Origin of the sequence: Pseudomonas fluorescens (assembly GCF_004683905.1) — a bacterium.
GTDB classification, from domain to species: Bacteria; Pseudomonadota; Gammaproteobacteria; order Pseudomonadales; family Pseudomonadaceae; genus Aquipseudomonas; species Aquipseudomonas putida_A.
In genome coordinates, this window is sequence record NZ_CP038438.1 from 2,447,388 (window position 1) to 2,472,198 (window position 24,811).

The 24,811-nt window shown below is 60.7% G+C and carries 24 protein-coding genes; 11 read left to right on the forward strand and 13 right to left on the reverse strand.

The genetic code is table 11. The annotated features are described in order from the left end of the window. Positions 1-825: 825 nt before the first annotated feature. Complete coding sequence (locus E4T63_RS11010; RefSeq protein ID WP_135295456.1) at positions 826-1,467, reverse strand: TetR/AcrR family transcriptional regulator; 642 nt, start codon at positions 1,465-1,467, stop codon at positions 826-828. Positions 1,468-1,708: 241 nt separating this feature from the next. Between E4T63_RS11010 and E4T63_RS11015 the strand changes: the two genes are divergently transcribed. Beyond that, the gene (locus E4T63_RS11015) at positions 1,709-2,344 is read left to right on the forward strand and encodes a hypothetical protein (RefSeq protein ID WP_095139000.1); all 636 of its coding nucleotides are present in this window, start codon (positions 1,709-1,711) and stop codon (positions 2,342-2,344) included. A 42-nt stretch (positions 2,345-2,386) separates the two neighbouring features. On the opposite strand, the gene E4T63_RS11020 is transcribed toward E4T63_RS11015, so the two are convergent. Both E4T63_RS11020 and E4T63_RS11025 read right to left on the reverse strand, forming a co-directional pair. After that, positions 2,387-2,932 carry a hypothetical protein gene (locus tag E4T63_RS11020; protein ID WP_027614702.1) on the reverse strand — a complete coding sequence of 182 codons (546 nt, stop codon included), beginning with the start codon at positions 2,930-2,932 and terminating at the stop codon, positions 2,387-2,389. An 82-nt stretch (positions 2,933-3,014) separates the two neighbouring features. Further along, positions 3,015-3,305, reverse strand: coding sequence for a DUF7693 family protein (locus E4T63_RS11025; RefSeq protein ID WP_098968178.1), 291 nt, complete (start codon positions 3,303-3,305; stop codon positions 3,015-3,017). A 156-nt stretch (positions 3,306-3,461) separates the two neighbouring features. Between E4T63_RS11025 and E4T63_RS11030 the strand changes: the two genes are divergently transcribed. Beyond that, a complete protein-coding gene (locus E4T63_RS11030) occupies positions 3,462-4,907 on the forward strand; it encodes a SulP family inorganic anion transporter (protein WP_135295457.1) in 1,446 nt (481 codons plus the stop codon). A gap of 111 nt (positions 4,908-5,018) precedes the next feature. Here the strand turns inward: E4T63_RS11030 and E4T63_RS11035 are convergent, their stop codons facing one another. Beyond that, entirely contained in the window at positions 5,019-5,912 is an 894-nt protein-coding gene (locus tag E4T63_RS11035) for a DMT family transporter (RefSeq protein ID WP_135295458.1), read from the reverse strand. Positions 5,913-6,000: 88 nt separating this feature from the next. On the opposite strand from E4T63_RS11035, the gene E4T63_RS11040 reads away from it, so the two are divergent. After that, positions 6,001-7,332: a PLP-dependent aminotransferase family protein gene (locus E4T63_RS11040; RefSeq protein ID WP_096795617.1), complete on the forward strand. Its 1,332-nt coding sequence runs from the start codon at positions 6,001-6,003 to the stop codon at positions 7,330-7,332. A 64-nt stretch (positions 7,333-7,396) separates the two neighbouring features. Further along, positions 7,397-7,783, forward strand: coding sequence for a c-type cytochrome (locus E4T63_RS11045; RefSeq protein ID WP_027614707.1), 387 nt, complete (start codon positions 7,397-7,399; stop codon positions 7,781-7,783). A 63-nt stretch (positions 7,784-7,846) separates the two neighbouring features. Here E4T63_RS11045 and E4T63_RS11050 read toward each other — a convergent pair whose 3' ends face one another. The 3 genes from E4T63_RS11050 to E4T63_RS11060 form a co-directional block, all read right to left on the reverse strand. After that, the gene (locus tag E4T63_RS11050) at positions 7,847-9,490 is read right to left on the reverse strand and encodes a sensor domain-containing diguanylate cyclase (RefSeq protein ID WP_027614708.1); all 1,644 of its coding nucleotides are present in this window, start codon (positions 9,488-9,490) and stop codon (positions 7,847-7,849) included. Positions 9,491-9,716: 226 nt separating this feature from the next. Then, entirely contained in the window at positions 9,717-10,079 is a 363-nt protein-coding gene (locus tag E4T63_RS11055; RefSeq protein WP_135295459.1) for a hypothetical protein, read from the reverse strand. Positions 10,080-10,203: 124 nt separating this feature from the next. Beyond that, on the reverse strand, positions 10,204-10,773 hold the full coding sequence (locus E4T63_RS11060) for a chorismate mutase (RefSeq protein WP_135295460.1): 570 nt from the start codon (positions 10,771-10,773) through the stop codon (positions 10,204-10,206). Positions 10,774-10,899: 126 nt separating this feature from the next. Between E4T63_RS11060 and E4T63_RS11065 the strand changes: the two genes are divergently transcribed. Both E4T63_RS11065 and E4T63_RS11070 read left to right on the forward strand, forming a co-directional pair. Continuing rightward, positions 10,900-12,258 carry an MATE family efflux transporter gene (locus tag E4T63_RS11065; protein WP_027614711.1) on the forward strand — a complete coding sequence of 453 codons (1,359 nt, stop codon included), beginning with the start codon at positions 10,900-10,902 and terminating at the stop codon, positions 12,256-12,258. A gap of 98 nt (positions 12,259-12,356) precedes the next feature. Then, a complete protein-coding gene (locus tag E4T63_RS11070) occupies positions 12,357-12,917 on the forward strand; it encodes a YceI family protein (RefSeq protein WP_135295461.1) in 561 nt (186 codons plus the stop codon). A 15-nt stretch (positions 12,918-12,932) separates the two neighbouring features. Here the strand turns inward: E4T63_RS11070 and E4T63_RS11075 are convergent, their stop codons facing one another. Together E4T63_RS11075 and E4T63_RS11080 are read right to left on the reverse strand one after the other, a co-directional pair. Continuing rightward, entirely contained in the window at positions 12,933-13,145 is a 213-nt protein-coding gene (locus E4T63_RS11075) for a YXWGXW repeat-containing protein (RefSeq protein ID WP_027614713.1), read from the reverse strand. A gap of 41 nt (positions 13,146-13,186) precedes the next feature. Further along, positions 13,187-13,510: a YXWGXW repeat-containing protein gene (locus tag E4T63_RS11080; protein WP_097088058.1), complete on the reverse strand. Its 324-nt coding sequence runs from the start codon at positions 13,508-13,510 to the stop codon at positions 13,187-13,189. Between the two features lie 194 nt (positions 13,511-13,704). On the opposite strand from E4T63_RS11080, the gene E4T63_RS11085 reads away from it, so the two are divergent. Then, a complete protein-coding gene (locus E4T63_RS11085) occupies positions 13,705-14,391 on the forward strand; it encodes a GNAT family N-acetyltransferase (protein WP_098968185.1) in 687 nt (228 codons plus the stop codon). Between the two features lie 199 nt (positions 14,392-14,590). On the opposite strand, the gene E4T63_RS11090 is transcribed toward E4T63_RS11085, so the two are convergent. Continuing rightward, complete coding sequence (locus E4T63_RS11090; RefSeq protein WP_135295462.1) at positions 14,591-15,229, reverse strand: TetR/AcrR family transcriptional regulator; 639 nt, start codon at positions 15,227-15,229, stop codon at positions 14,591-14,593. An 86-nt stretch (positions 15,230-15,315) separates the two neighbouring features. On the opposite strand from E4T63_RS11090, the gene E4T63_RS11095 reads away from it, so the two are divergent. Further along, positions 15,316-15,903, forward strand: coding sequence for an NAD(P)H-dependent oxidoreductase (locus tag E4T63_RS11095; protein WP_135295463.1), 588 nt, complete (start codon positions 15,316-15,318; stop codon positions 15,901-15,903). Positions 15,904-15,996: 93 nt separating this feature from the next. On the opposite strand, the gene E4T63_RS11100 is transcribed toward E4T63_RS11095, so the two are convergent. Continuing rightward, positions 15,997-17,115, reverse strand: coding sequence for a P1 family peptidase (locus E4T63_RS11100; protein WP_135295464.1), 1,119 nt, complete (start codon positions 17,113-17,115; stop codon positions 15,997-15,999). A 163-nt stretch (positions 17,116-17,278) separates the two neighbouring features. Continuing rightward, on the reverse strand, positions 17,279-18,394 hold the full coding sequence (locus E4T63_RS11110; protein WP_098968189.1) for a polyamine ABC transporter substrate-binding protein: 1,116 nt from the start codon (positions 18,392-18,394) through the stop codon (positions 17,279-17,281). A 111-nt stretch (positions 18,395-18,505) separates the two neighbouring features. Between E4T63_RS11110 and E4T63_RS11115 the strand changes: the two genes are divergently transcribed. The 3 genes from E4T63_RS11115 to E4T63_RS11130 all read left to right on the forward strand — a co-directional run bounded on the left by E4T63_RS11115 (position 18,506) and on the right by E4T63_RS11130 (position 20,820). After that, positions 18,506-19,285: a helix-turn-helix transcriptional regulator gene (locus E4T63_RS11115; RefSeq protein ID WP_135295466.1), complete on the forward strand. Its 780-nt coding sequence runs from the start codon at positions 18,506-18,508 to the stop codon at positions 19,283-19,285. 662 nt (positions 19,286-19,947) lie between these two features. Beyond that, positions 19,948-20,319, forward strand: coding sequence for a DUF6124 family protein (locus E4T63_RS11120; RefSeq protein WP_135295467.1), 372 nt, complete (start codon positions 19,948-19,950; stop codon positions 20,317-20,319). Between the two features lie 141 nt (positions 20,320-20,460). Continuing rightward, positions 20,461-20,820: a DUF6124 family protein gene (locus tag E4T63_RS11130; protein WP_135295468.1), complete on the forward strand. Its 360-nt coding sequence runs from the start codon at positions 20,461-20,463 to the stop codon at positions 20,818-20,820. Positions 20,821-20,988: 168 nt separating this feature from the next. Here the strand turns inward: E4T63_RS11130 and E4T63_RS11135 are convergent, their stop codons facing one another. Then, a complete protein-coding gene (locus tag E4T63_RS11135; protein ID WP_135295469.1) occupies positions 20,989-24,486 on the reverse strand; it encodes a hypothetical protein in 3,498 nt (1,165 codons plus the stop codon). Between the last annotated feature and the right edge of the window lie 325 nt (positions 24,487-24,811).

A 24,811-nucleotide genomic window follows, 5' to 3' on the forward strand; every position in this document is an offset into this window, starting at 1 on the left:
AGCGGTGGGCCTGTGACGCATGTGTTGGCTGACCCGACGCCTTCGCGAGCAAGCCCACTCCCACAATGATTGATGGTGTTCACCAATTCCCATGTCCAGCACAAATCCCCTGTGGGAGCGGGCTTGCTCGCGAAAGCGGTGGGCCTGTGACGCATGTGTTGGCTGACCCGACGCCTTCGCGAGCAAGCCCACTCCCACAATGATTGATGGTGTTTACAGATTCCCACGTCCGGCACAAATCCCCTGTGGGAGCGAGCTTGCTCGCGAAATCGGTGGGCCTGTGAAGCATGTATTGGCTGACCCGACGCCTTCGCGAGCAAGCCCACTCCCACAATGATTGAAGGTGTTCACAGATTCCTTGCCCAGCACAAATCCCCTGTGGGAGCGGGCTTGCTCGCGAAAACGGTGGGTCTGTGACGCATGTGTTGGCTGACCCGACGCCTTCGCGAGCAAGCCCACTCCCACAATGATTGAAGGTGTTCACAGATTCCTTGCCCAGCACAAATCCCCTGTGGGAGCGAGCTTGCTCGCGAAAGCGGTGGGCCTGTGAAGCATGTGTTGGCTGACCCGACGCCTTCGCGAGCAAGCCCACTCCCACAATGATTGAAGGTGTTCACAGATTCCTTGCCCAGCACAAATCCCCTGTGGGAGCGGGCTTGCTCGCGAAAACGGTGGGCCTGTGACGCATGTGTGGGCTGATCCGACGCCTTCGCGAGCAAGCCCGCTCCCACAATGATTGAAGGTGTTCACCAACTCCCATGTCCAGCATGAGTTCCCTGTGGCGAGCGAGCTTGCTCGCGACGGCTGCGTAGCAGCCCTCACACTTCAAGTCGCAAACAGAACCCCACGAATCGCCCCAACCCGCGGGGCCACGACGCCCTCCAGCACCATCCGCGTAATCGTCTGCGCCGCCGTCTGATAATCCTCATCCTGCGGCACTGCGCGCCCGGTGATGCAGCCCATTTGCCAGCCAATGTTGGTGTAGGTGCGGGTCGCCGACCAGATGAACAGCATCAGGTGTTCCGGGTCCACCGGGGCCAGCAGGCCGCGTTCGATCCAGCTGCGCAGGCAGTCGACGTTGCGTCGGGCTTCGGCGTGCAACAGGTCGCGGCATTCGTCTGGCAACTGGCGCCCGCCGAGCAGCAGCTCGCCGCTGAATACCTTGGCAATCGCCGGGTGTTCGCGGGCGATGCGGATGCGCGCGGCGATGTAGGCGCGCAGGCCGATCAGCGGGTCATCGCTTTCGCGCAACGCTGCCGAGGCTTCCAGCAGCGGTTCGACAAATCCCAGGAGGACTTTCGAGTACAGGTTTTCCTTGGTCTGGAAGTAGTAATACAGGTTGGCCTTGGGCACACCGGCGCGGGCGGCGATGTCGCGGGTCTGGGTCGCTTCAAAGCCGTTGGCGGCAAATTCTTCGCTGGCGGCGGCGAGGATCAGTTGCTCGTTGCGTACGCGGATGGCGCTCATGGGAACACGATGTGAATAGTAGGCATGGGCAGATACGGGCAATTTCGGTTTCGCAATATACAAAACTATATAGCGGCGAAGCCAGCTAACTGTTCCACTTGCGACAGGGCTGAGCGGATATTTTTGTGTAAATTTCCTGATTCAGTCTTTCCTCAAGCGAGCGCTCTCTCTAGAATCCGCCCCGCCTCCGCAATGGAGGCTCATTGCTATCATTTGGCTCGGTTCACATAGGGAGGACAACATGCAATTCGGGAAAATCCTGGCGCTGGGCCTGGTGCTTGCGCTCGGTGGTTGTGCCAGTTTCACCAAAGACGAAGTGGCGCCGGTCAAACTGCCATCGATGGCCAGCTACGCCAACAAACCCAATGTCTATGTGGACTTCGACTTCTATCAGGGCGAGCCGAAAAGCGCTTCGGCCGTAGAAGTGCCGCAGGCGCGTGACCAGCTCAAGCCTGAGCTGCAAAAGATTCTGAGCGATTCAGGCCTGTTCGGCCGTGTCACCCTGGACGAGTTCCAGAAGCAACCGGGCGACTACAGCCTGCGCCTGAAAATGTACAACCATCCGCCGAATGCCGGTTCGATGGTGCTGGGCTTCATCAGTGGTTTCAGCCTGGGGGTGATCCCGGCATACGGCACCGATCAGTACACCATGAGCCTCGAAGCCGTGGACGGAACGGGTCAGGCCCTGACCACCGCGAGCAACCATGATGCGGTCGGTACCTGGATCGGCATCTGGTTCATTCCGCTGATGGGCAACACTCCAAAGGCTGCGGTCAACGACACCTTCGCCCGTCAGGTCAATGCGCTGCTCAAGCAGATGATCGACAACAACAACCTGAAATACTCGGCACTCGAGCCCCGTACTCCACGGGCCTGATGGCAAAAAAAAAGAGCCGCAATCGCGGCTCTTTTTTCGCCCTTACTTCAGGGCCTGGATGAACTGAGGATCGCTGTACAGTTCTTTCAGCAAGTCACGCAGCATCGGGTTGTAGGCGTTGACCGCATTTGGAATCGCAATGAAACCGAAGAAGCTGCTGCTCCACTGGCTGCTGACATGCTTGGTCGCGTCGTAAACCACATTCTGGCCATTGAGCAGGGTGAAGCGTGCCGCGAGTTGGCCTTCGCCTGTGCCCATGCCGGCCGACAGGTTGTTCTTCACCACCAGCACTTTCAACTGACGCTGAGCCTGCGGATCAAGCAGACCGGCCTTGCGCAGTTCTTCGGTGATCGCGTCCTGGATATGCGCCGGGATGCTGCCGGATGGCGAGCGCACCGGGTTGGCCCGCACTGTCAGCGAACCTTCGCCAGACTCGGCAGTTACCTGAGGATTGCTGATCGCCTGCAGGGGCGGGGTCTGCTTGAGCTTCTGAACGTTTTCGAAGCTCGGCTCATAGCGGGTCATGGTCATGCCACAACCTTGCAGCAGCACTGCCAGCATCGGGATCAACAACAGAGACTTTTTCACGGCGTTTCCTTGCGTGAGGAATAAGGGGAGCGAATTATGGGCAGAGTGCCATCATTGGGCAACCGACTTCACCGTGAAGCGCTCAGAGCTTCAACAGATTCTCGATCTGCGCCAGTTCCCAGGTACTGAGCAGATTCACCGGGTCGGTGCCGTAACGGCTGTTGAATTGCCATTCGCGGCCATCCGGGCAGCGGCACTGTTCACAGTGATGCAAGCGCCCACCCTCAAAATCCAGCAACAGGCGCCAGCCCTCGATATCGACCGTAACCAGTCCGGTATCAGCGGGCGTCTCGGATCTATTGAACATCAGCACGCCCAGCGCAGCCTCGCGCAAGCGCTGGCAAACGTCGCGGGCGGTCAGCAATGCAGTCATGGTCGTACTCGATGGGCAGAAGCGCGTCAGGATAAATCGCGCGTCGACGGGTGTCAGCGATCACTGGCCCGATTCCGAACTATTCCGTAACATCCGCACCCCTCATTTTCGCGAACATCCGCGGTCACCCTCGTGGACCGCTCAGTCAGGTAAGCCATGAAACCGAAACGTCTGCGCGCCGATGTCCTGGCCGGACTCACCACCTCGTTTGCCCTGTTGCCCGAATGCATTGCGTTCGCGCTGGTGGCGCATCTCAATCCGCTGATGGGCCTGTACGGCGCCTTCATCATCTGTACGCTGACCGCGTTGTTCGGTGGCCGGCCGGGAATGGTCTCCGGGGCGGCGGGTTCGATGGCGGTGGTGATCGTCGCGCTGGTGGTGCAGCACGGCGTGCAGTACTTGCTGGCGACGGTGTTGCTCGGCGGTTTGATCATGATGGCGTTCGGCTTGTTGCGCCTGGGCAAACTGGTGCGCATGGTGCCGCATCCGGTGATGCTCGGTTTCGTCAACGGCCTGGCAATCATCATTGCACTGGCGCAACTGGAGCATTTCAAGAGCGGTGAACACTGGCTCAGCGGCACGCCGCTGTACCTGATGACCGGGCTGGTGCTGCTGACCATGGCCATCGTCTACATCCTGCCGCGCCTGACCCGCGCGGTGCCGCCGGCATTGGTGGCGATCCTCGGCGTGGGCCTGCTGGTCTACCTGTTCGGTCTGCCGACGCGCACCCTTGGCGACATGGCGCACATCGCCGGCGGTCTGCCGACTTTCGCGCTGCCGGACATCCCGTGGACGCTGGAAACCCTGCGCATCATCGCCCCGTACGCGATTCTGATGGCGCTGGTCGGTCTGCTGGAAACCCTGCTGACCCTGAACCTCACCGACGAAATCACCGAAACCCGCGGCTACCCGGATCGCGAGTGCGTGGCGCTGGGCGCGGCGAACGTGGTCTCCGGCGCATTCGGTGGCATGGGCGGTTGCGCGATGATCGGCCAGACCGTGATCAACCTCAGCTCCGGCGGCCGTGGGCGTTTGTCCGGGGTGGTGGCGGGGGTGCTGATTCTGCTGTTCATCCTGTTTCTGTCGCCGCTGATCGAGCGTATTCCGCTGGCGGCACTGGTAGGGGTGATGTTCGTGGTCTCGCAGCAGACCTTCGCCTGGGCTTCGTTGCGGGTGTTGAACAAAGTGCCGCTCAACGATGTACTGGTGATCATCGCCGTGACCACTATCACCGTGTTCACCGATCTGGCCACCGCCGTGCTCTGCGGGATCATCATTGCCGCGCTGAACTTTGCCTGGCAGCAGGCCCGCGAGTTGTACGCCGATGAGCATCTGGAAGCCGACGGCAGCAAACTCTACCGCCTGCACGGCACGCTGTTTTTCGCCTCGACCACGCCGTTCCTCAACCAGTTCGACCCGGCCAATGACCCAGTACGAGTGACCCTCGATTGCCGGCATTTGAGCTTCGTCGATTACTCGGCGATTGCCGCGTTGAAGACCCTGCGCGAGCGTTACGAAAAGGCGGGCAAGGAGCTGCAGGTGTTTCATCTCTCCGAGCGCTGCAAGAAGCTGTTGAAACGCGCCGGCGTCGAACACCACTGAGTGCAGTTGTGGGCGCGGCTTGCTCGCGAAGGCGGTATGTCGGTGAAACGGTATCGACTGCCACTACGCCTTCGAGCAAGCCCGCTCCCACAGAGGCGATGCCAAAGATCACTATCGGGAGAACTTCTTCGCCCCGGCCACACAAAGAATCACGCCCACCGTCACCACCAGCATGCCGATGCTGACTTGCTCATGCAGCAACGTCGCTGCCAGCGCCAGGCCGAAAAACGGTTGCAGCAACTGCAGTTGACCAACCGCGGCAATCCCGCCCTGGGCCAGGCCGCGATACCAGAACACGAACGCGATCAGCATGCTGAACAGCGAAACGTAGCCCAGACAGACCCATGCCGACACGCTGATGCCGCTGAACGACGGCGGGGCCAGCCACAGGCTCGCAATTGCCATCGGGGGCAGCGACAAGACCAGCGCCCAACAGATCACCTGCCAGCCACCCAGGGTGCGCGACAGTTTTGCGCCTTCGGCATAACCCAGACCACAGACCAGAATCGAGGCGAGCATCAGCAGGTCACCGGTGGGCGAGGCGGACAATCCCTGTGACAAGGCGAACCCCACCACCAGAGCACTGCCGAGGATCGAGAAGAACCAGAATACCGGGCGCGGACGCTCGCCACCGCGCAAGACGCCAAACAGCGCAGTGGCCAATGGCAGCAAGCCGACAAAGACGATCGAATGCGCCGATGTCACGTGCTGCAATGCTAACGCCGTCAGCAGCGGGAAGCCGAGCACGACGCCCAATGCCACGATCAGCAACGAAAACCACTGATCCCTGGACGGTCGCCGCTCACGGAACAACCACAACAGGGCAACGGCCAGGACGCCGGCAATGGCGGCGCGCGCGACGGTGAGAAACACCGGGTCAAACTCCAGCACGGCCAGGCGCGTCGCCGGCAGCGAGCCGCTGAAGCACACCACGCCAATAAAGCCGTTGATCCAGCCGCTGGTTTTTTCCAGTGTCGGGTTGCTCACGTTTGAAGTCCGTTCCATACGATTCACACTCATTGTGGGTTGCTTTGAGAGAATCCTATGATCGAGAATCAGGACAATCAAAAAATTGTCATGGATACATCCCGACATGTCCCGCTCTCGCTACAAGACCCTCGTCGACACTTACGCCGCCGACATTCGCACCGGACGTCTGGCGCCCGGCACCCGTCTGCCGACGCACCGGCAACTGGCCACGCAGGAAGGCCTGGCGCTGGTCACGGCCTCGCGGGTGTACGCCGAACTCGAAGCCATGGGGCTGGTCAGCGGCGAAACCGGGCGCGGCACCTTCGTGCGCGAAACCTCGTTGTCGCCGGGGCAGGGCATCGACCAGAAAGACGTGGCCGTCGGCATGATCGACCTCAATTTCAACTACCCGTCCTTGCCCGGTCAGACGCAATTGTTGCGCACCGCACTGCGCCAGTTGGCGTTGTCGGGAGATCTGGAAGCGTTGTTGCGCTATCAGCCCCATGCCGGCCGGGCCCACGAACGGGCTTCGGTCGCGCGCCATTTGCTCAGTCGCGGTGTCAACGTCGACGCCGAACAAGTACTGCTGGTCAACGGCGCCCAGCAGGGGCTGGCGGTGACGCTGATGGCGTTGCTCAAGCCCGGCGATGTGATCGCCGCCGATGCGCTGACCTATTCCGGGTTCAAAGTGCTGGCCGAGGCGTTGCATCTGGAAGTGGTGGCGATCCCGGTCAACGAGCAGGGGCCGGATCTGGCCGCGCTGGAAAAGCTCTGCCGCAGTCGCTCGGTGCGTGCGGTGTACAGCATGCCGACCCTGCACAACCCGCTTGGTTGGGTGATGCCTATCGAGCAGCGCGAAGAATTGGCTGCCATCGCGCGGCGGCATGATCTGACCCTTATCGAAGACGCGGCCTACGCTTTTCTGGTGGAAGACCCGCCGCGTCCTCTGATCGACCTGGCGCCTGAGCGCACGGTCTACGTTTCGGGCCTTTCGAAGAACATCGCCACCGGCCTGCGCGTCGGTTTCATTGCTGCGCCTGCGGCCCACGTTCCGGCACTGGAGCGGGTGATTCGCGCAACCACCTGGAACACCCCGGGACTGATGACCGCGATCGTCTGCGGCTGGCTCGACGACGGCACCGTGATCGAACTGGAAGCGCAAAAACGCCACGATGCTCAGGCGCGCCAGGCACTGGCTGCCGAGTTGCTCAAAGGGTTGCCATGCGTCGCCCATCCGAACTCGTATTTCCTGTGGCTGCCCTTGCCGGAAGACGTGCGTGCCGATCAGATTGTGGTGGAGCTGATGCAGAAGCAGATTTCGGTCACCACGGCCGAGCCGTTCGCCGTATCGGCGCATGTGCCGCATGCGATTCGACTGGCCCTGGGTTCGGTGGAAATGGATGTGTTGCGGCAGGCCTTGACCACCGTCAGGAAGGTCATCGCCGCTTACCTGTAAAACAAGGCCCGAGGGACAGATGTTACCCTTGCGCAGCCAGATTCAAGCCGTTCCGGAACCTTAGATGAAAAACACCGTTGCACTCTTGCTTGCCTTGACCGCCACCGCCGTACTGTTCAGCTCGACCACCCGCGCCGCAGGCGATCCGCAGGCCGGCGAAAAGATCTTCCCGCGCCTGTGCGGCGGCTGCCACCAGGTTGGCCCGGATGCGCGCCCGGGGTTCGGCCCGCAACTCAACGGCATCATCGGTCGAGCGGCCGGCACCTCGGCCAATTACGTGTATTCCGAGGCGATGAAAAATTCGGGCAAGACCTGGGACCGCGAAACGCTGACGGCGTATCTGAAAGATCCAAAGGGCGTGGTGCCGGGCACACGAATGATTTTCTGGGGGCTGAGTGACGAGGAGAAGATCGATAATTTGCTGGCGTATCTGCAGCAGTTCTCCAATTAAAGATTTTGCTCGGCCGGCCCGGCAAACCAGGCCAACGGCATTTGCGAAGTCAAAGAGGGCTGATCAAGCCACCTGATTACGGCCCGCCGCTTTCGCCTGATACAGCTGCTGGTCGGCACGTTTGATCAGCATCGTGTGGCTGTTGTCCGCCGGGTCGGCCAGCGCGACGCCAATGCTCACCGTGACCTGTCCGATCTCGGGAAAGTGCGCCTGGGCCACGGCGACACGGATCTTTTCGGCGACCACCTCTGGAGTATCAGGCTGGGCGACTTCCGGCAGCAGTACGGCGAATTCCTCGCCGCCATAACGGGCGACGAAGTCTGTGGCGCGCACGCTGACCTGAATGAGTTGCGCCAATTGCTGCAACACGTCGTCGCCAATCGCGTGGCCGTAGGTGTCGTTGATACGCTTGAAGTGATCGGCGTCGATCAGCAGCAGGGCAAACGGTCGCCCGGTGCGGCGGAACAGCAGACTGTACTCGCTGAGTTTTTCATCGAAGCGGCGACGGTTGTAGACGCCGGTCAGGGCGTCGTGGGTCGCCAGGTTCAACAGGTCGGCATTGGCCTGCATCAGTGCCGCGGTGCGCTGGGCTACGGTGGCTTCCAGCGAGGCGTTGGCTTCCTGCAGTTCGCGCTCCTTGGCCAGCAGCGACCGGGTCATGGCGTCGATCGACTGCCCAAGCTGGGCGATTTCCCGCACCGGGTGCTGCAGCGGGAAGTGTGCGCCGGGCTGCTGGTTCTGCACCTGTTTGGCCGAGTGCGCGAGTTGCTCGATCGGCCGGCTCAGATACTGCGCCAGATAGTACGCCACCAGCCCGAATGCCACGGCGGCGGCCACACCCAGCAGCAACAATTTATAGAGCAGCAGGCGCGCCGGCTCCAGAGCGGTGTCCAGTGGCTGGCGCACGGCAATCGACCAGGACAACGCCGTACTCGAAGGCGTCGGTACGGTGACCATGCTGGTCAGGTAACCGTTGCCGACCGACCAGCCCGGCGACTTCGAATCATTCACCGCCAGTTGCTGGCCCATCAGGGCTTCCGGGTACAGCACCTTGCCGTCGTGATCGATGATCAGCGCTTCGATATCCGGCGACGCATTTTTATGCGAGAACGCTGCCGATTCGACGATACGCGTCACCCAGCTCCAGTGCGCGTGCGCGCCCAGCACGCCAATCACCTGGCCGTCGGCGTTGCGGATCGGGGCGGCGAAGTCGATGAAACGCAGCGGTTCGCCGTTGGGCGTTCCCGGCAGCAGTTTGGCCAGCAACACCGCTTCGTGTGGGTCACCGGTGTACTCACCCCGCAGGCCAGCCTGGAACCATGGCCGTTGCTGCACCGATTGCCCGACCAGCAAATTATTCACCGCTTGATGCACATGGCCATCGGCATCGGTCACGCCCATCCACGCATACTCGGCCCGGGCCTGGGTGCGCAGTTGCATCGATTTGAGAATCGCCGGGTTGTCGAGGTCGCCGCGTTCCAGATGCGGCGCACGGCTGAGCAGGTAGACCTCCAGCTGGCGCTCGCGTAATTGGTCACCGAGCAACGTTGCCGCAGAACGCGCGGTATTGAGCAGTGAATTGCCGCTGACCTGTTTCATCTGTTCGGTGGCGATATGCCCGACATAGAAGCCGACGATCGCCAGGGTCAGCAGGGACAAACCGGCGAACCAGAGGGTCAGGTGACTTCGCAGACTGGCTTTGAGCATGGGCAGGCAAATTCTGTTTGGACGTTGTGGCCGCATGGTATGCGCATTAAGCGTCGGGCTGCCAGTCGGTCGCTTCGGATAAGCACCGTCGGAAGTTTCGCCAATGCCCTACAAGGCAAGATCCTTTCTGACGCGGGTTGTTGAAAAGAACCACGCCAGCAAACGACGAAATGCAAAAGCCCGGCTGATCAGGCCGGGCTTCTTTGACTGCTTTAGAGCCGTTGTTTTATGCATTGCGGCTTTCGATCAGACGATCCGAACCACCTTCAGCGACGCGGCGTTCCTGCAGACGATCCGAACCACCTTCAGCGACACGGCGTTCCTGCAGACGATCCGAGCCACCTTCAGCGACACGGCGTTCTTGCAGACGATCCGAACCACCTTCAGCGACACGGCGCTCCAGCAGACGATCCGAGCCACCTTCAGCGACACGGCGCTCCAGCAAACGATCAGAACCACCTTCAGCCAGACGGCTTTCAATCAACTTGTCCGAGCCGCCTTCAGCGACCAAGGTGTGAACGGGTGTTGCTGCAAAAGCGTTAACTGCAAGAACCGAGAAAGCGATGCCGAGGATGGTTTGGCGTTTCATGATCGTGTGCTCCGGGGTGTATTGGGTTGGTATGGAGCTGATGTTACGCCGCGGATTTTTTATGAGAACTTCATTGGCGTGATGGTGACTATCGACGCCAGCGATGTATGCCGCAAGTCCGGATTCAGAGCTTCTGCGCCCGAATGCATAGTTCTCCGGTGGCGCGGGTCAGGGCCAGATCATGCAGTGCGTCGTGTGTCAGGCCCTGCCGGGCCTTGGCCAGCCAGACCGGGCAATTCGGGTCGCGGCGATGCGGCGCGAAGTCGGCGTACTGGCGCAGCAGGCGGGTTTGCAGCTCGTCCAGGCGCGGACGAATCTGCCCGGCCAGATCCGGTCGCGGCGTGTCCGGCGCCGCACCAGCCGCCTGCCATTGCGCGAGCAATCCGTACTGCACCAGTTTGTTTGCCTCCATTTGTGCAGCGATCAACTGGGCGACTTCTTCGGTGTCGAGTTGGTGTTCGGTCGCCAGGGTGCGGGCATTGGCGATGACCTGGGCTTCGCGCGGGCTGTCCTGAATCGGCTTGCCACTGTCCCATTTGGTCAGCGCCACTAGGTCGCCGATGTTCAGGCGTTCGTTCAAGGTTGTCAGCAACGGACGCAACGATTCGGAGGAAACAGGGGGCTCGGCGGCGCCGGCAGTGTGGCTGAACAGAACCAGCAGGGAACAGGTCAGAGCATTTCGCAACGGAGTCATGGGCAGGCGCGTTCCACAAAAAATAGTGCCGACATTTAAGCCTTGAGCAGAGGCGATGTCGACCGACTTTATCCCGCCCATCTAGCGTAATATCCCTCGCATCTCCCACCCCGAGAACGATCCTCAATGCAAACCCCCAGCACCATCAAACCGCTCTGGCAAACCTACCTGCTGTTCCTTGCGCCGATGGTGTTGTCCAACTTCCTGCAATCGATGTCGGGCACGGTCAACAGCATTTACATTGGGCAGATGCTCGGTACGCAAGCGCTGGCGGCGGTGTCGGGGATGTTTCCGGTGATCTTTTTCTTTATCGCGCTGGTGATCGGCCTGGGCGCGGGCGCCGGGGTGTTGATCGGCCAGGCGTGGGGCGCGCGCGAGGCACACATGGTCAAGGCGATCGCCGGGGCAACGCTGTTGCTGGGGGTGTTGATCGGTTTGCTGGCGGCGGTACTCGGCAGCGTGTTTGCGCGTCAGGCATTGCAAGGGTTAGGAACGCCGGCGGATGTACTGGACGACGCAGTGGCGTATGCGCATGTGATGATGTGGATTCTGCCGTCGATGCTGGTGTTTGTGCTGTTCACGCAATTGCTGCGCGGAGTCAGCGACACCGTGTCGCCACTGTTGGCGCTGATCGTGTCGACCTCGGTCGGGCTGGCGCTGACCCCGGCGTTGATTCGTGGCTGGTTCGGTCTGCCGCAGTTGGGCATTCAGAGTGCCGCCTTCGCCGGTCTGGCCGGTAACCTGTCGGCCATGACGTGGCTGGCGTGGCGGCTGATTCGCAAGGACCATCCGCTGGCGCCGGACCGCGAGTTCTTCGCGGCACTGCGGCTGGACGCGGCGATTCTCGGCAAGGTGCTGCGCATCGGCCTGCCGACCGGGGTGCAGATGATTGTGTTGTCGCTGTCGGAGCTGGTGATTCTGGCGCTGGTCAACCAGCACGGCTCGCAGGCGACAGCGGCCTATGGCGCGGTGACGCAGATCGTCAACTACGTGCAGTTTCCGGCGCTGTCGATTGCCATCACCGCCTCGATCCTTGGCGCCCAGGCCATTGGTGCCGGGCAACTGCAACGCCTGGCAGCGATCCTGCGCACCGGGTTGTTGATCAACGTGTGCCTGACCGGCGGTTTGATTGTGCTCGGTTACCTGTTGTCGCACTGGTTGCTGGGACTGTTCCTGACCGAAGATTCGACCCGGGCGATGGCTGAGCACTTGCTGCACATCATGTTGTGGAGCCTGTTGGTGTTCGGCTTCCAGGCGATCATCGGCGGCATCATGCGCGCCAGCGGAACGGTGCTGGTGCCGGTGATTATTGCGATTGTCTGTGTGGTCGGCGTGCAGTTGCCGGCGGCTTACTGGCTGGACGGTCAGTACGGTTTGCAGGGCGTTTGGATGGCGTTCCCGGTGGCGTATCTGGGCATGCTGGTGTTGCAGACGCTGTATTACAAACTGGTCTGGCAGCATCAGAAGATCGAGCGGCTGGTCTGAGCCCGAGCCACACCGGCAGACAAATGACATGGCGCATTCGCCGGTTGTTTGCTTAAGTCAGTCGAGGCCTCGAAGGTTTGCCCCGTCCGGAGAATCCCATGCGTGCCCGATTCACCGCTGTGGCACTGTTTGCCTGCCTGTGCGTCACGAGCGCGGCGCAGGCCGCTGAATACAACCGCGTCAACACCACCGCCAGCCAGATCAGCTTTACCTACAACCAGATGGGCTCGCTGATGTACGGCACCTTCGGCAAGTTCGACGCGACACTGCAGTTCGACAGCGACAACCTCGCCGGCGCCCACACCACATTGCACATCGACCTGAACAGCATCGACGCCGGCAGCACTGACGCCAACACCGAACTGGTGAAACCGGCGTGGTTCGATACGCAGCGCTTTCCCGTGGCGGTGTTCGAGTCCAGCCGTTTTACCCGGGTCACGGGCAATCATTATCTGATCGCCGGCCAGCTCACCCTCAAGGGCATCACCCGCGAGGTGCAGGTGCCGGTCGAGCTGAAACCGGACAGTTCGATCGGCATTTTCGACGGTGAGCTGGTGCTCAAGCGTGACCAGTTCGGACTCGGGGCGGGGGAGTGGACGGACACTGTGGTGTCCAACGACATCGCGATCAAGTTCAAGGTAGTGGCGCCACAGCAGTGACGCCAGCCGCTCAGGTCAGTAGGCGCGCCAATGTCCCGGTGCCCAGCGCCACTCACGTCCATCCCAACGATAGTGACCGGCGACCCAGTGATAACCGGGCGCTGGCATGACCGGCACGACTTCCACCGGCGGTGGTGGCCGATGCGGCCGTACCGGTTCGACAATGCAGCCCGACAGGGTGATCGCGACCAGTGAGGCGGCGAGCAGGGTTTTCAGGTTTCGCGACATGGTGGTCTTCCCGGTAGATAAGTTGTTGTTGCCGAGCGGGTTCAACGGGCCCAGTGGCCTTCGACCCAGTACCAGTTAGGACCGCGCGCCTGCCAGTGGCCTGGTCGCCAGTGCGCGCCGTACCTCACCGGTTGCCAATGACCGGGCATCCACACGTAGCCGCGTCCTTCCCAGCGCCAATGGCCCTGATCCCAGACATAACCGGGGCGCGGGCCGGGCATCACTTCCATGCGCATCGGCGGCGGTGCCTGCTGAATGTAAACCGGGGGTTGTGCAAACACCGGGGTGCTGGCCAGCGCTGCCAGGGTCAGCGGCACCAGCAACAAGGCTTGCCGCCATTTGAACAGAGAACGCAAAACGTTCATGTGAACTCCTCAAGGCCTGCGTTAAAAAAGTGAACGCAGCTGAAGAATTGGACGCTAAATCGGCGAAAGATCCGAGCCTTGGCAGATGAAATTTTCTTCAGGTCAACCGTCAGCTTGCTTCGGTATTTCCTGCGACAGTGGCAGGCGTCGGGACACGGTATGATGTCGCGGTTTTCCGCCGGAGTTCAGTTGTCATGCCACGCATCACCCACTACAAATCCCCATGCCCCGAAAGCGTCAACAGCCAGATTCTGCAACTGGTGGTCGATTACCTCACCGACATCAGCGCGGTCGGTCTTGGCCCGAGCAATCTGCTGTACAACGTCTATCAGTACGCGGTCGGCTATGAGGTGCATCTGTATCTGGAGGCGCTGAATGGTGAGAAGGGCACCGAGGTGGAATTGCTGGTGGCGACGGCCGAGGACGACCCGGAGCGGGTCACCGGTTTCCTCTTGTACCTGCCGGTGCAAGGCGATTGGGAAGCGTGCAGCGTCGCCTACATGGCCGTGCGCGAAGGCTATCGGCGCCAGGGCGTGGCGCGGGCGATGATCGGCGAGATGGTCAGCCGTTATCCGCACGCCGAACTGACCTGCAGCGTCGGCAAGGTGCCGTACTTCGAGGCGCTGGGTTTCGAGGTGATCGGCGCGCGCGAAACCCAGGTGTTGATGAGCACCCGGCATTACCGCAGCAATGGCCTGCGCGGTTTCATCGACACCACACCGATCTATCGCTCGCTGGAAGTGCAGCAGATCCACACCTACCTGCTGCAGAAAAACGGCAAGCGCGCGATGCTCGATGCGGAAAAACAGCGCGACCGGCATCTGGATCAAACTACCCGTCACGTCGAAGAGTTTGTCCGTCAGCGCCTGACGCTGCACTGAGTCCTGAGTCCGGCGCAAAAAACGGACAAAAAAAGAGCCTCAAGGCTCTTTGATGGGGAGAAGTAGAGCCCATGAGGCTCAAGCTGCGCATGAAACAGGGAACAGGCTTGATTTGGGGTTCAGAACACCCGTTCCCTACGCAGTCGCTCAGGAGTGAAGCGCCTGCGTACCTTCATCATGGGAACGCGCGGGGGCCGACTCAAGTACCGCTAGTCGCACGGGCGGCGGCCCGTTCCACCATCGCGATGATGGTCGCGAACAACTCGTCCTTCGCTTGCCGGGCACTGATTTCAGCACTGGCGGCAGCATTCGACAACGCCTCGGCGGCACCGAGCATCGCGCGCAAACCGGCTTGGGTGATTTCCCCGCCAGCAGCCAGCGGTTGCAGCACACTGCGGCACTTTTCGAGGAAGATTGCCTCGTAGTCGCGCTTGATCTTTTCCAGCTCCGGCGTGCTGCCCAGCGCGGCAATCACTCCAGGAATCTCATTGCCCTGCAATAACACGCAATCGACGTACGCCGTGGCGATCACTGTCGCGGTGGCGGTCAGTGTCGGCGGACATTGGTCGATGGCAGCGTCCATCACCGCGGTCTGGCGCGTATCGAAGTCCCGGTAAAGCGCCGCGAGCAAGCCCGAGCGAGTGGTGAAGTGGTCGTAGACCACCGGTTTGGTCACCCCTGCCTTGTCCGCCAGATAACCCAGGGTCAGGGCATCGGTGCCCTCGGCCCGAATGATCTGCCAGGCGACGTCGAGCAACTGGCGGTTGCGATCTTCGCGCGACAGGCGACGTCGCGGCTGGGCAGGGGAATCGGCTTCGGTCATTTCTATGGTTGACATCGCTTATATACCAAACGTAACTTACTGTTCGTAACTTACCAAGAGTATATAGCCCTTGGTCAGCGCAAACTTACAGGAGAATGACCATGCACGCATTGATTGTTGTGGCGCATCACGAACCGCGTTCGCTGACCCACAGCGTGGCAACGCAGATTGCCGAGGGCCTGACAAGCGCCAACCCTGCCAATACCCGGGAAATCGCCGATCTGTACGCCGAGGGATTTCAGCCGGTGTTCGGCGCAGCGGATTTCGCCGTGCATCACCGTGAGGCGCAGCCGCCAGCCGACGTGCTGGCTGAACAGGCGCGGATTGATCGGGCCGACGCTCTGGTGCTGGTATTCCCGGTGTACTGGTGGTCGATGCCGGCGTTGCTCAAGGGTTGGATTGATCGGGTGTTCAGCAACGGCTGGGCGTTTGATTTCGCTGGCGACCTCAAGCATGTGAGGAAGCTGCAGCGCCTGCGCGTGCATCTGGTCGGGCTTGCGGGGGCCGATGAACGCGCCTACGAACGTCACGGTTATGGCCCGGCGATGAAGGCGCAGATCGAACACGGGATTTTCGATTACAGCGGGGCGACGGTAGTGAGTTCGACGCTGATGGTGGAGTCGGAGGTGCGTGATCCGCAGGAGCATCTGCAAACGGCGCGACATATCGGCGCCCAGATGTTCACCTGAGTCGCACCTCCTGTAGGAGCTGCCGAAGGCTGCGATCTTTTGATTTTTTTAAAGCAAGATCAAAGGATCGCAGCGTGCCGCAGCTCCTACAGGTCAGCGGGCGCCGGGCCAGCCGGCCTTGGCGAGGGCGGCGAGCAGAATTTCCTTATCCAGCCCAGGCACTGCATGCCCGTTGCCCGCAGTGCTCTCGCTGGCGAGCAGGGCGTTGATGATCGCTTCTTCGACCGCCTCGGTAGCCGCGAGGAACAGTTCGCTGATGTGGTCGTTGTTGACCATGCGCAAGCCGTCGCAGGTTGGCGCGCCTTTACCCTCGTAAGCGGCGGATGGCACCTGCTCGTTGCCGGTGGCGAAGGCAATGAAGATGTCGCCGCTGTGGTCTTCGTTACCGCCGCCGCTGCGCGCCAGACCGAGGCTGGCGCGCTGTGCCAGGCGCGTGCATTGATGCGGCAGCAGCGGCGCGTCGGTGGCCAGGCAGACCACGATCGAGCCCATGCCCGGATGCGGCAGCGAAGCCCGCAGGAACGGCGAATCTACCTGCTCCATGTAGCGACCCACCGGATAACCGTCGACCCGCAACTCGCTGCGAATGCCGTGGTTGGCCTGGACGATCGCGCCCACCGTCCAGCCGCCCTGAGCGCTGCTCAACCGGCGTGAGGCGCTGCCGATGCCACCCTTGAATTCGTGGCAGATCATGCCGCTGCCGCCACCGACGGCGCCTTCTTCAACGGCACCGTCATGCGCGCAATTCAGCGCCTCGGCGACATGCTCGGGTTTGACGTGAAAACCATTGATGTCGTTGAGCAAGCCATCGAAAGTTTCCAGCACCACCGGCATGTTCCAGTAGAGGCGCCCGTCGTCCGGTTGCTGTTGGCGATCCAGCGCAATCAACGCATCGCGCACCACGCCGAGGCTGTGGGTGTTGGTGAAGGCGATGGGACTGGTCAGCAGCCCGGCCTCGCGAATCCACTCAAGGCCGGTGGCATCGCCATTGCCATTGAGCACATGCACCCCGGCGAAGCACGGTTGCTGGTTGGTCGAGCCGCGGCGCGGTTCGATCACTGTGACGCCGGTGCAGATGTCACGTCCGCTGTCGCTGCGGCCACGCACGTTACTGTGGCCGACGCGCACGCCGGGGACGTCGGTGATGGCGTTGAGTGGGCCGGGTTGCAGTTGGCCGATGCGGATGTTGAGGTCACGGGCACGAGGTTTCATGGGATGTCTCTCTATAAAAAGGCAGAAATGAATGAGCGGGACTGAACACAAAACCCTGTGGGAGCGCGGCTTGCCCGCGAAGGCGGTGTGTCATTCAAAGGAGATGTTGACTGACCCGACGCATTCGCGAGCAAGCTCGCTCCCACAGGGAAATGTGTTGGGGTTACTGGCCGTTCTTGACCTTGCTCCACACCCGCGTACGCACGCGTTCGGTGGCTTTGGGCAGCGGTTCCAGGGTGTACAACGTGGCCATCGCCGCGGCCGACGGATACACCGCCGGGTTATCCCGGGTGGCCGCAGCCACCAGTGGCGTCGCGGCGCGGTTGCCGTTGGGGTACGACAGGTGATCACTGACCGGCGCGATCACTTCCGGGCGCAGCAGGTAGTCGATAAACGCCAGACCCTGAGCGCGGTTCGGCGCATCCTTGAGCAGCACCAGCGTGTCGAACCACACCGGCGCGCCTTCCTTGGGCAGGCTGTAGGCGATCTTCACGCCGTTGTTGGCCTGTTCGGCGTTGGTTTTGGCTTCGAGCATTGCGCCGGACCAGCCGACCGCTACGCAGATGTTGCCGTTGGACAGGTCACTGATGAATTTCGACGAGTTGAAGTAGGCAATGTGCGGGCGCAATTTGAGCAGCAGCGCTTCGGCTTTCTGGTAGTCCTCGGGGTTGGTGCTGTTGGGCGGCAAGCCCAGGTAGTGCAGGGCGACCGGGAGCATTTCCGACGGCGAATCAAGCATCGCCACCCCGCACTGGCCAAGCTTGGCGAGGTTCTCTTCCTTGAACACCAGATCCCACGAATCCAGCGGCGCCTTGTCGCCGAGCGCGGCGCGCACTTTGTCGACGTTGTAGCCGATGCCGTTGGTGCCCCACAGATAAGGCACGGCGTATTGATTGCCGGGATCGTTGTTGGCCAGTTTGCTCAGCAGATCGCTGTCCAGATTGTTCCAGCCCGGCAGTTGATCGCGAGGCAGCGGGGCGAGGGCGCCGGCCTTGATCAGCGTCGGCAGGCTGAAGTTGCTCGCCACCACCACGTCGTAACCGCTGCGGCTGGTCAGCAGTTTGCCTTCGAGCACTTCGGCGCTGTCGAAGGTGTCGTAAACCGGCTGAATACCGCTGTCGCGCTTGAAGTCAGCGAGGGTCGTCGGACCGATGTAGTCGTACCAGTTGTAAACGTGCACGCTCGGCGCATCGGCGGCACTGGCGACGGATGCGACGCCAAAACAGGCGAGCAGGCCAAGGTTGATGCCCCGGTTGATATAGCCACGACGACAACGCATGATGCGGCACTCCTGGCCTGCGGCAGGCCGGTGATTGACAGGAGTGCTCAGCCTATCGGGGCGGGCACGCCTGACCCATTCCCATCATGGGTTACTCAAAAGGGGTAGAGCGTGGACGCGTTGTTGCAGGAGTTGCCGGTGCACCAAAGTCTGGCGCGGGTGTTTGCCGCCGTCGGCCAGGACGCTTTCTGGCGCGCGCTGGTCGACACGCTGCGCCTGCTGGTGCCGCTGGACAACGCGCTGGTGGCGCTGATGAAGGCGGGGCAGGCACCGCAATTGCTGATCGACTTCGACAGCAAGGGCCGCGCCGATGAACAGGAAGAACTGGCCAGCTACACCGCTGGCATGTACCTGCTCGATCCGTTCTACCAAACCGCCTCGACCGGCATCGCCGACGGCTTGCACAGCCTGGCCTCGGTGGCGCCGGACCAGTTTCTGCACAGCGAGTATTACCAGAGCTACTTTCGCTCGGTGGTCGGTGAGGACGAGTTGCAGTTCATGATCAACATCGAGGGCGGCGTGCTTGGCCTGTCACTCGGACGCTCGACGGCTTTCGATCTGGCGGAGCAGGGCCGTCTGCTGTGTGTGCGCGACTGGGTGTTGGCGGCGATGCGCCGACACGTGCAGCTGTTGCCGCCACAAGGGACCGGCACCGAGCCGGTGGCGGGGGATCTGGCAACGCTGCTCGATCGCTTCGATGCGCGCCTGACCACCCGCGAAGTCGACACCGCGCGGCTGATTCTGCAGGGCTTTTCCAGCAAGGCCATCGCCCAGCAGATGGGCATCTCGCCGGAGACGGTGAAGGTGCATCGGCGCAATCTCTATCACAAGCTCAATGTGACCGGGCATGGCGAACTGTTTGCGCTGGTGTTGCGTCCATCCACCCCCTGACCCACCACAAATTCCTGTGGGAGCTGGCTTGCCAGCGATGACGGCCTACCCGCCGACCAACTCCCACCTGAATGCACGCAATCCAACTGTGGGAGCGGGCTTGCTCGCGAAAGCGGCCTCAAAGTCGACCAATCCCTGACTGAATACACTCGGTCAAATTGTGGGAGCTGGCTTGCCAGCGATGGCGGCCTACAAGACGATCACCCTCCCACTGAATGCACTCATTCCAACTGTGGGAGCGAGCTTGCTCGCGAAAGCGGCTTGCCAGACAACATCAAAACAACAGAGCAAACCCCGCACATAAACATAACCCCGCAACCACGTTTAAAGTACACGAACCGTTACGCCATAACGGCTACAACGCCTTGCGCCGTTACCTACGCGTACGCCAGAATCCGCCGGCTTACACGGCTATGCGACGGGCTTATCGTTTCCCTGTCACTGAAAATCAGTGATCGGGTTTGGTAGCCCGTCTGTAATAGCTGTATGGCAACACCTTTGCAGTCCCTTTGTGGGGCTCGTTTTTATGGTGGTCATGCGTGGGGCTCACTCGTGAGCGCCGGGTTCCTATTGCAGCCGGTCTACCAACCCGCGTATGGCCACCACCCCTCGTTTGGTAGCGAGAGTGATGGCTCCTGAATAACTGCAATAGGAGTACATCCATGTTCAAAGCCACACCCAACCCCCCGGACACTTCGATCCCGTACGACCCAGCCCTCGACCCGCAGAAGATAAAAGCCGCGACCGACCGTGCCATCAACTTCTACCTCAACCCCGGCGCCCTGAAGATCTCGATCCCTTCAATCTCGTCATGCAAGGCGAACAGAATCTTCCTCATCGACCCCACCGTGGACGAAGAAACCTTGCTCGTCGAAGCCTGCGAATCTTTAGCGGCCGCCAGTGACATGGCCCGCGACATCGGCGATGTCGTCGACCACTCACAGCGCCGGGCGATGCTGATGCTGCATCAGGTGATCATGCTCAGTGAACTGATGGTCAACCGGGTACTGGACGGCCGCCGCGTGCCGAACTAACTGCCCGGTCCCCCTGTAGGAGCTGCCGAAGGCTGCGATCTTTTGATTTTGTTTTTCAAGATCAAGATCAAAAGATCGCAGCCTGCGGCAGCTCCTACAGTGAGTAATCCTTTCAAAGTGCCTCGATCGGAGTTCCAGCTGATGTCCGAAACCAAGCCCAACCCACCGACCACAGACCCGCTATCACCCTACGAATCCCTCAACTCCAGAAAACTCCACGAAGCCGCCGAACGCGCCCTCGACCACTACCTCGCACCCGCGCAAATCATGGCAACGCCATACACCCCCAGCAGCATGTTCCTCGTCAATCCACAAACCGACACCGAATCCCTGCTGGCCAACGCCTGCGAATCACTGGCCTCGGCCACGGTGATGCTCGGCGATTTCGCCGGCACGCTGGAGGGGCCGAGTCGTAACACGGTGTTGGGCATTGCGCAGGTGGTGATGCTGGGGGAGTTGGCGGTGAATCAGGTGCTGGATAATGTTGTGCCAAAGGAATAGGCGCTGACAGTTCTGGCCTCTTCGCGAGCAAGCCCGCTCCCACAGTGGATCTTCGTTGATCACAGGTTATGTGACCGGCAAAGATGCCTTGTAGGTGTGAGCCTGCTCGCAATTGCCATCAAATAAATCCGTCCTCTTCCTGTTCATAATCAGAGGCCTTGAGTCCTGTCAGACAGGGACTAACGCGAGGACGTATCCGGAGACTCGTTGGGGGGGCGAGAGCAATGAAGAGGAGTCGAAGCGTTTATTTTCGGGAGATACCGCAGATATAACGCGAATGATGTCGGAGTCCGGGGAGTGGAAGTAATAAGCCCAGTACGGCCATGGGGCGTGTGGCTCGGATGGATTCAGTACAACACTAGCGTCTGGGTATTCGATATCGAAGTGATTCATCAATGTGCGGATGAGAATCTCAGTGGTCACTCCTCCAACTGAGGCTATCCATCTAGAAATCTCTGCGTAGGTTCCGGGCACGGGGGTCGACGACCTCACTACCTTGTATATTTTTATTTCGGTGCATTGGACGGGGAATTGTGCTTGGGCGCCATTCTGGTCTCTCACCGATATGACAGTCCACCCTTGCCGGAGGCCGGTCACTATCCCGTCATTGGTTACGCTTGCGATGGCTGGATCCGTCGATGTGTACGTATAGGGCGGGACGCCGCCGGTTGCCTCACGCCGACGTACTGACTCCGTTTCAGGCTTTCGAGCCCATCCGTAGTCATTGATCAGTCGCACCCCGTGAAGAAACATGTTCGAAGGGTCGACGAAAATCGGTGCAGTGCTGTCCGTCACGGTCAACGTCCACACCTCCGACTCCTTCCCGCCGCCATACAACGCTTTGGCTTTGAACACATGCGTTGTAGTTGTCAGCCCAGTCAGTTCAACCGTCCATATGCCTTTGTCATCGGACTTGGGCTTTTTGCCAGTGGAGGTAGCACCGTCGAAGATTTCCACTTCCTGTTCTACAGCTCCGGTGCCCTCAAGAGTGATTGAGGTGTCGTCAGTCGTGCCGCCCGGGAGAATCTCATTCCCTTTGGAGTCTTCCGCACCGGTAATTTCTGGCCGCACATCCTCAACCGCTTTGATCGTGTAAGTGCGCACGGGGAAGGGCACCGCCTCGCTCTCATCCGTGCTCTTGCCGAACGCGGCTTTGAACTCCATGGTCAACGGGCTGCCATCCTTGAGGTTTTTCAAGCCTTCAAGGGCGATGCTTCGCTCGTAGTAACCTTGCGCGATCCATTGATCAGTGACGTATGAACCCGGTGCCGTATGGATCTGCAGGTTGTAGTTGCTGCCATCAGCGTTCGTCCCTTTCAGGCGCAGCCAGACATATTGGCCTGTGGCAATCAACGGCCAGACGCCCATGCGATAGGTGGCATTGCTGGTCAGATTCCCTACGTTGAACTCCGGGCCTTCGCCGTCGTTGTCCGCGTCCTTGATGATCGGTTTGAGCAGTTCATTCTGCGGCATGCTCAACACAGTCAAATCAAAGACGAGGGACGGCAGCGGCTTGCTGTCGCGGATGACGACGTAGGACACCTTCACATCTTTGTTCAGGTTGAACGCGACCACACTATTCGGAATCGCAAACTCCCGGTTGCTGCCCAGCGGCCGAGGAGCAGAGGTATGCGAACCGCCTGCGGGCGTACCCTGTGCGCCAGTCCAGGTGACGCTGATTTCATCAGTTGGCAGCAACGCGCTGTTGTCCGGCACCACGATGGTCAAGGTGTCCCTGACCAGCAGCGGGTTGAGTGCGCTGTCGCCGTTGTTCTCCTTGATAGAGGGGGCGAGCAGATCCAGCGCGACGCCCACGGTGAACACCAATGGATTCGAGAGGCTGGTCTCATTTGTGGCATGGCGCCAGAGCTGGTAGCGGACGGTGATCTTGCCGCCGCGGTTCGGTTCGATGTGTTGGGCGACGAAGGCGGCGTCCAGGTTGATGACCCAGTCTTGTTGGGCGGTTACGGCATTGAATGTGCGGGACCCGGGTTCCTCGCCGGAGATGTCGCCCACCCACTTCCAGGTGGCCTCGTCGTTGGCTACCCATGGCTTCACCACAGGCCTGGGGATGGTCAGTTTACTGGTACCGCCGGGCAGTGTGGCCGGGTCGAGGAAGCCGTTCGCCACCCCGAGGACAATGGGGGCGTCCAGCTCGAATTTCGGTTCACCCACATTGAGCAATTTCGTGTGCAGCGACTCCCGTCTGAGGATCTCGTCGCCTTCGGCTATCAGCAGGTCGTACCACCCCTTCAGGGTTCCGCCGTCAAGGAGCTTGAGGTTGTAGTCATCGACGGTGATGACAAAACCTTCGGGATTCTCGACTTCATCCTCCTCCGGAATGTGCCACTCCAACTCAGGCAGGAAGGTGCTGCCGTCCGGGCTTTTACCCAACAGGAACAGCTCGATGCCCATGCCGTACTCGATGGCCGGATCGAACGGAATGCGGACGTTGATGGGTGTCTTCGTGGGATCGATGAATTCTCCCTCGGCTTCTTCGATGATCGGTGCGGCCAGGCGGTGGGCTGCGCCGGTGACTTGTACAAACTGCCTTTTTGAGCCTAACGGGTCACTGCTGCCGCTGCGTTCCAGCCGATAGAAGAAACTGACCTGGGTATTGACCAGTTTACGCACGGCCGCAATGGACAGCTTGAACTCGTAGTTATGCGGGATATTGTCGACGGTCTGGGGCAGGGCGGTGACTTCGACTTTTTCGCCCTCCGTGGTGGTGCCGAACATGGTCAAGTGAATGATGTCATTCATCTCGAAGTCTGGTCGGTCGGCCGTGACATGCACCGTGATGTCGTTATCGCCCTGTTTATCGGCGTCGAGCTTGTTGTTGACGGCCTCCTGAACAATCGGTGCGGCCAGCAGGTCGATGCCGGTGGTGACGACAATGCGGGTTTCCTTGCACCAGTCTTCCGATTCATTGCCGACGATGTCGCGCACCTTGAAGGTGACCGCCAGACCGAAGAGGTCGGTGTCACCAGCCTCTTTAATAGTGGCTTTGGAGACCGTGATTAATATCGGGTTTGCCGCTGGATCGTTGATCTGCGCCTGGGTCACCGGTGTGGAATACTCAAAAAAGCCACCCCAACTGAGATGAATGACATCGCCCTCCGCGATGTCCGGGTAAGGCAAGCCGCTGCCGGACTCGGACCTGATGACAATCGGCACCCCCGCTTCGGCAACGTCTTTGTCCACCCCGCCGTTGACGATTTCCGGGGGAATGTACATGTACAGGTTGGAGTGACCAGGGTCCGGGTCGATGTCCTGGCCACCGGGGAGTTCCAGTTTGACGAAGAGGTTGAGGGGCTTGTCCGGACGCTCTTCTTTTTGATTGGGCTGTTTGATTTCGTAGGTGAGTTGGTAAGGACCTGTCTGCAGATGACGGGGAGCCACCCACAAGAGGGTCGGTTGTTTGAGCTCGGTCTGGTCAATGATGGGACGCCCGTCGACCTCACGGTCATTGAGCAGCAGCTTGACGGTATCGCCGACAGCCTTGGTGGCCCAGACGGGGATGACGACCAGCAGGCCGAGGTCGGGAAAAGTGAACACCGCCGCCCGGTTGATCCCCCACTGGCCGGAAGGCAGGAGGCGCCCGAGCACTATCGGGTCCAGCAATGAATGGGGGGCAGAGATTTTCTTCTTGGGCGGAACGAGCATGGACGGAACTCCAAGCGAACTGTCGGGAGACAAAGGGCATGGAGTTATTCAGCGCTGAAGATGACGGCTCTGGCTACTGTCAGAAATTACAGGTGAGGAGGTATTTGCGATGAACGGTCGGGGGGCGCTGAGGTGATTGCGGGTGGGCAGGACAGCGCGGCAATCATCAGCAGCGTGCTCAATGATCATTCGTTGAAGACGGGTACGATTTGATCTCGGCCTGAACGACAAAACCCGCCGCCCCGGTTGATCGGGGCGGCGGGTTTTGTCCTTCTGAAGAAATGGGTTGCCGGTGAGTCAGTCTTCGCGAGCAGGCTCACTCCTA